This window comes from Roseomonas sp. TS2 (assembly GCF_058833935.1).
In genome coordinates, this window is the sequence record NZ_JCACVY010000244.1 from 1 (window position 1) to 5,255 (window position 5,255).

The 5,255-nt window shown below is 71.3% G+C and carries 5 protein-coding genes and 1 pseudogene; 2 read left to right on the forward strand and 4 right to left on the reverse strand.

Annotated features, from left to right (window positions below; translation table 11 throughout):
- The 3 genes and pseudogenes from ACZJYS_RS22375 to ACZJYS_RS22385 form a co-directional block, all read right to left on the reverse strand.
- A pseudogene (locus ACZJYS_RS22375) lies at nt 1-155 on the reverse strand (phosphate acyltransferase PlsX); the annotation flags it as partial.
- Nucleotides 156-264: 109 nt separating this feature from the next.
- A complete protein-coding gene (gene rpmF / locus ACZJYS_RS22380) occupies nt 265-468 on the reverse strand; it encodes a 50S ribosomal protein L32 (protein WP_109515341.1) in 204 nt (67 codons plus the stop codon).
- A 163-nt stretch (nt 469-631) separates the two neighbouring features.
- Nucleotides 632-1,369: a GntR family transcriptional regulator gene (locus ACZJYS_RS22385; RefSeq protein WP_109515340.1), complete on the reverse strand. Its 738-nt coding sequence runs from the start codon at nt 1,367-1,369 to the stop codon at nt 632-634.
- 328 nt (nt 1,370-1,697) lie between these two features.
- On the opposite strand from ACZJYS_RS22385, the gene chrA reads away from it, so the two are divergent.
- A complete protein-coding gene (chrA, locus tag ACZJYS_RS22390) occupies nt 1,698-3,026 on the forward strand; it encodes a chromate efflux transporter (protein ID WP_493180379.1) in 1,329 nt (442 codons plus the stop codon).
- A 208-nt stretch (nt 3,027-3,234) separates the two neighbouring features.
- Nucleotides 3,235-4,716: a SulP family inorganic anion transporter gene (locus ACZJYS_RS22395; protein ID WP_493180380.1), complete on the forward strand. Its 1,482-nt coding sequence runs from the start codon at nt 3,235-3,237 to the stop codon at nt 4,714-4,716.
- Nucleotides 4,717-4,780: 64 nt separating this feature from the next.
- On the opposite strand, the gene ACZJYS_RS22400 is transcribed toward ACZJYS_RS22395, so the two are convergent.
- On the reverse strand, nt 4,781-5,255 hold a 475-nt coding region (locus tag ACZJYS_RS22400), incomplete at its 5' end, for a zinc-binding dehydrogenase (protein WP_493180381.1).

Below are 5,255 nucleotides of genomic sequence, written 5' to 3' on the forward strand. Positions count from 1 at the left end.
CGGATGGCGCAGACGCGCGCGGCCTTGGGCCGGCGCGCCAGCAGCGCGCCGAGCCGGGCTTCGTCACCCACCAGCAGGAAGCGCGCCTTCGGGTGCCGCTCCGCCGCGAGTTCCAGACCGTCCAGCACCGATTCCGGTGCATGGTCGCCGCCCATGGCATCGATGGCCAGGGCGAAGCCCCCCGCAGGCGGTTGCTGCGGGGCGCTGCCCTGCGGCAGTGTCACCTGCGACAAGGTGTCAAATCCCCTCGGCGGGCCGGAACAATCAGGTGCGGACCGCCGCCTTCAGGGCCTTGCCGGCGGCAACGACCTCGCGGCCGTCATAATGGCCGCAGGAGGCGCAGATATGGTGCGGGCGCTTCAGCTCGCCGCAGTTGGGGCACTCGTGGTGTGCCTGGGTGGACAGGGCCTCGTGGCTGCGGCGCATCCCGCGGCGGGAGGGCGAAACCTTCTTTTTCGGAACGGCCATGGCGCCGGGCCTCTCTTCTTAACGTGCTGTCGTAGTCAGCGGTAAATCAGGAAGGCCGCGCCATTACCACCCCACCCCCCCGGGTGCAAGCGCCATGCGCCGGCCGCCACGCGGCGAGGGCCGCCGGAGAGCCGGCCGCAGGGCCGGCCGGGAGCGCTGATTCTCAGTCCAGCCGGACGGCGTAGCGGTGCCGCTCGGTGTCGATCATGGAGAGCCGCACTTCCACCGGCCGGTCCGCCACATCATAGGCGATACGCTGCACCATCAGCAGCGGCGTGCCCTCCGGCTTGCCCAGGGCGGCGGCCGTCTCGGCATCGGCGCCGGCGGCCGACAGCTCCTCCTCGGCGCGCTCCACCGTCACGCCATGGGTGCGCTGGAAATAAACGTAGAGCTCGGAGGGCTGCTCGCCCGGCGGCAGCGCGAATCCGGAGAAGACGGCGCCGGAGAGGGTGCAGCGCTCGAAGATTCGCGGGCTGCCGTCCAGCATGCGAATCCGCCGCAGGTGGTAGACCGGGGCACCCGTCTCCAGCCCCAGCGCCGCCGCCTCCCATGGCGCCGCCTGCCCCTGGGCGCAGGAGATGATCATGATGCGCGACACCACGGCGCGGCCGCTGAGGTCGCGCACGCGGAAGAAGTGGAAGCGGGCCGTGTCGCTGGTGTGCTTCGCCACCGTCGTGCCGCGGCCCTGCCGGCGGTCGATCAGGTGGCGGCGCTCGAGCGCGGCCAGCGCCTTGCGGACCGTGCCCTGCGAGACGCCCAGCTCGCTCGCCAGCTCCGGCTCGGCCGGCAGGAGGTGGCCCGGAGGCCAGGTGCCGCCGACGATCCGACCGAGCAGGATCTCCTCCACCTGGCGATAGAGCGGGCGGGCATCCAGGCGGGATCGGGAGGAAGTGGCCGTCATCGGGCAGCGGTCATCGGCATGGAGAGCAGCATGGTCCTTCGGCCGTCACAGGATCTGGAAATGCTCTGTTCACGATCTGCGTAGCCGGATCAAGGCGTTCCAGAAGATAGACTTGTGTCTTATACAAGACCTGTTAAGATGAGGTCTCTCGGGATTGCTCTGCAGGCCGAGTTTGGGGAGGAACAGTCCCGCTAAAGGGACGGAGAAAGAGCGTATGACGGCGCCCAGGCCATGTCCGGGCGCCGTCCGCTTTTTCAGGCCCTCCACGCCCCTTCCCTCCCGTCCCGCCTTCCTGTCTAAACGCCTGCGCCGGAAGAAGGTGGCAGCGATGCGCGACGGAGAGCCGAGTTCCTATCCCAGCCTTGGCAAGGCCGCCCGCCTCTGGTGGCGAATCGGATGTCTCTCCTTCGGCGGCCCGGCGGCGCAGATCGCGCTGATGCACCGCGAGGTGGTGGAGGAGCAACGCTGGGTGGGCGAGGCCCGTTTCCTGCACGCCCTCAATTTCTGCATGCTGCTGCCGGGGCCGGAGGCGCAGCAGCTCGCAACCTATCTTGGCTGGCTGATGCACGGCGTCCGCGGCGGCCTGCTGGCCGGGTTGCTGTTCATCCTGCCCGGCGCGGCGGTGATGCTCGCGCTGTCCTTTCTCTATGTCACGCTCGGCCGGGTGCCGGCGGTCGAGGCGCTGTTCTTCGGCCTGCAATGCGCGGTGCTGGCGCTTGTGGTGGAGGCGTTGCTGAAGGTGGCGCGGCGCGCGCTGCACGGCACGCTCGCCCTCCTGCTGGCGCTCGGCGCGTTCCTGGCGCTGTTCGCCTTCAACCTGCCCTTCCCGCTGGTGGTGGGCACGGCCATGCTGCTCGGCGCCGCCTTTCCCGCCACCTTCGCGCCCGCCGCCGGCGCCGTGTCGGCATCCGGCCCCCCGGCCATGATCGACCGCCTGCTGGCCGAGGAGCCGGGCCGGCCGCAGCGCATGGCGCGCAGCGCCCGCCGCACCGGCCTAGCCGTGCTGGCGCTCTGGGCGTGGTCCGTGGCGCTGCTGATGGGCACCGGGCTGTTCGGCGATGTCGCCTGGTTCTTCGCCCGCATGGCCGTGGTCACCTTCGGCGGCGCCTACGCGGTGCTGGCCTATGTGGCGCAGGAGGCGGTGGAGCATTACGGCTGGCTCTCGGCCGAGGCGATGCTGGCCGGCCTCGGCCTGGCCGAGACGACGCCGGGGCCGTTGATCCTGGTGCTGCAGTTCGTGGGCTTCCTGGCTGGCTGGCAGCAGGGGCCGGTCAGCGCCGTGGCCGCCGCGCTGCTGACCCTCTGGGTCACCTTCGCGCCCTGCTTCGCCTGGATCTTCCTCGGCGCCCCCTTCATCGAGCGGCTGCACGCCATGCCCCGGCTGCGCGGCGCCCTGGCCGCGGTGACGGCGGCGGTGGTCGGCGTCATCGCCAACCTGGCGGCCTGGTTCGCGCTGCGCCTGATCTTCACGGAGCGCACCCCCTGGCAGGCCGGCCCTCTGCGGCTGGAACTGCCGGTGCCGGCCAGCCTGGACCTGGCGGCACTGGGGCTGGCGGTGCTGGCGGGAATCGCCCTGCTCGGGCTGCGCATGGGCGTGGCCAAGGTGCTGGCGCTGGCGGCGCTGGCCGGGCTGGCGCTGCGACTGGCGGGGGGCTGAGCAGGGTTGCGCCGCCCCTGGAACGGCGTTAAGGCGGAGCCGATTTGCTGCGCCGCACAAGGCGCCTCCTCCCGGAGAGACGACAAGTCCGATGTAGGCCGACGCCAGCCCTGATTGATCCGCCGCGTTATGCCGCGCCAGACTGGCGCGTCCTACGCCGTGCGTGGCTGGCGCTCCTTTCGTCCCCGCTTCCCGGAAGTTCCCCTTCATGCTCAATCCCGCGCGGCTGCGCGCCGAATGGTTCGGCAATGTCCGTGCCGACCTGCTCTCCGGCCTCGTCGTCGCCCTCGCGCTGATCCCGGAGGCCATCGCCTTCTCGATCATCGCCGGCGTCGATCCCAAGGTCGGGCTCTACGCCTCCTTCTCCATCGCCGTCATCACCGCCATCGCGGGCGGGCGCCCGGCCATGATCTCGGCCGCCACCGGCGCCATGGCCGTGGTGATGGTCAGCCTGGTGAAGGACCACGGGCTGCAATACCTCTTCGCCGCCACCATCCTCACCGGCATCCTCCAGGTGCTGGCCGGCGTGGCGCGGCTCGGGCGCGTCATGCGCTTCGTCTCCCGCTCGGTGCTGACGGGCTTCGTCAACGCGCTGGCCATCCTCATCTTCATGGCCCAGTTGCCGGAGCTGATCGGCGTGCCGGCGCTCACCTACCCGATGGTGGCGGCCGGCCTCGCCATCATCTACCTGCTGCCGCGCCTGACCACGGCGGTGCCCTCGCCGCTGGTGTGCATCATCGTGCTGACGGCGCTGGCCTGGGCGCTGGGGCTCGACCTCCGCACCGTGGGCGACATGGGCGCCCTGCCGGACGCGCTGCCGCACTTCTTCCTGCCCGACGTGCCCTTCACCTTCGAGACGCTGCGCATCATCCTGCCCTACTCCGCCACGCTGGCGGCGGTGGGCCTGCTGGAATCGCTGATGACGGCGGCCGTGGTCGACGAGATGACCGACACCGGCAGCCAGCGGAACCGCGAATGCGTGGGCCAGGGCGTCGCCAACTTCGCCACCGGCTTCCTGGGCGGCATGGCGGGCTGCGCCATGATCGGGCAATCGGTCATCAACGTCCGCTCGGGCGGGCGCACGCGGCTCTCCACCCTGGTGGCGGGCGTGGTGCTGCTGTTCCTGATCCTGGCGCTGGGCGACCTCGTCCGCCGCATCCCCATGGCGGCGCTGGTGGCGGTGATGATCATGGTCTCGATCAGCACCTTCAACTGGGCCTCGCTGCGCACCCTGCTGACGCATCCGCGCAGCTCCTCGGTGGTGATGCTGGCCACCGTCGCCGTGGTGCTCGCCACGCACGACCTCGCCAAGGGCGTGCTGGCGGGCGTGCTGCTCAGCGGCATCTTCTTCGCCGGCAAGGTGCGGAGGATGTTCAGCATCTCCTCCACCCTCTCGGCAGACGGGCGCGAGCGGCGCTACACCGTGCTCGGGCAGGTGTTCTTCGCCTCGGCCGAGGATTTCATCGCCGCCTTCGACCTGAAGGAGGATCTCGCCCGCGTCGTCATCGACGTGCGGCAGGCGCATCTGTGGGACATCAGCGGCATCGGCGCGCTGGACCGCGTGGTGCTGGGCTTCCGCAACCGCGGCGTCGAGGTGGCGGTGGAAGGGATGAACGAGGCCAGCGCGGCCATGGTCGAGCGGCTCGGCGTCCATGACAAGCCGGGGGCGACGCTGGCCGCCGGGCACTGAAGCGCCAGGGGGCGCCGCCCCCTGGACCCCCGCCGGGGGGATAGTATCCCCCCGGACCCCGCCATCAGGGGGTCAGGACCACGCGGCCCACGGCCTGGCGGTCGCGGACCATCGCCATCGCCTCGCGGAACCGCTCCAGGGGCAGCGCGGCATGCACCTCCGGGCGGAGTTGGCCGGTCGCCCACCACGTCATCAGCTGCTCCCACAGCGCGCGCACGCGTGGCGCGTGGGCGCGGCGGTTGTCGCCGGGCGACCAGCCGAGATAGGTGCCCCAGTTCAGCCCGGCCACGCCGATGTTCTTCAGCAGCAGCAGGTTCACGCCCAGCTGCGGGATGGCGCCGCCGGCATAGCCCAGCGTCAGCAGCGTGCCGCCATCGGTCAGGCAGCGCAGCCCCTCGTCGAAGGCCTCGCCGCCCAGCGTGTCCAGCACCAGCGCGACGCCCTCCCCGCCCGTGGCAGCCCGCGTGGCCTCGCGGAAGGGCGCGGCGCTGTCCAGCACCACATCGGCGCCGCGCGCATGCAGCATCGGGTGCTTGGCG

What these genes read in the sequence shown, in the direction of transcription:
- chrA (WP_493180379.1), top strand. Translation starts at nt 1,698, where the DNA reads ATGCGCGACGGAGAGCCGAGTTCCTATCCCAGCCTTGGCAAGGCCGCC.
- rpmF (WP_109515341.1), bottom strand. Translation starts at nt 468, where the DNA reads ATGGCCGTTCCGAAAAAGAAGGTTTCGCCCTCCCGCCGCGGGATGCGC.
- ACZJYS_RS22385 (WP_109515340.1), bottom strand. Translation starts at nt 1,369, where the DNA reads ATGACGGCCACTTCCTCCCGATCCCGCCTGGATGCCCGCCCGCTCTAT.
- ACZJYS_RS22395 (WP_493180380.1), top strand. Translation starts at nt 3,235, where the DNA reads ATGCTCAATCCCGCGCGGCTGCGCGCCGAATGGTTCGGCAATGTCCGT.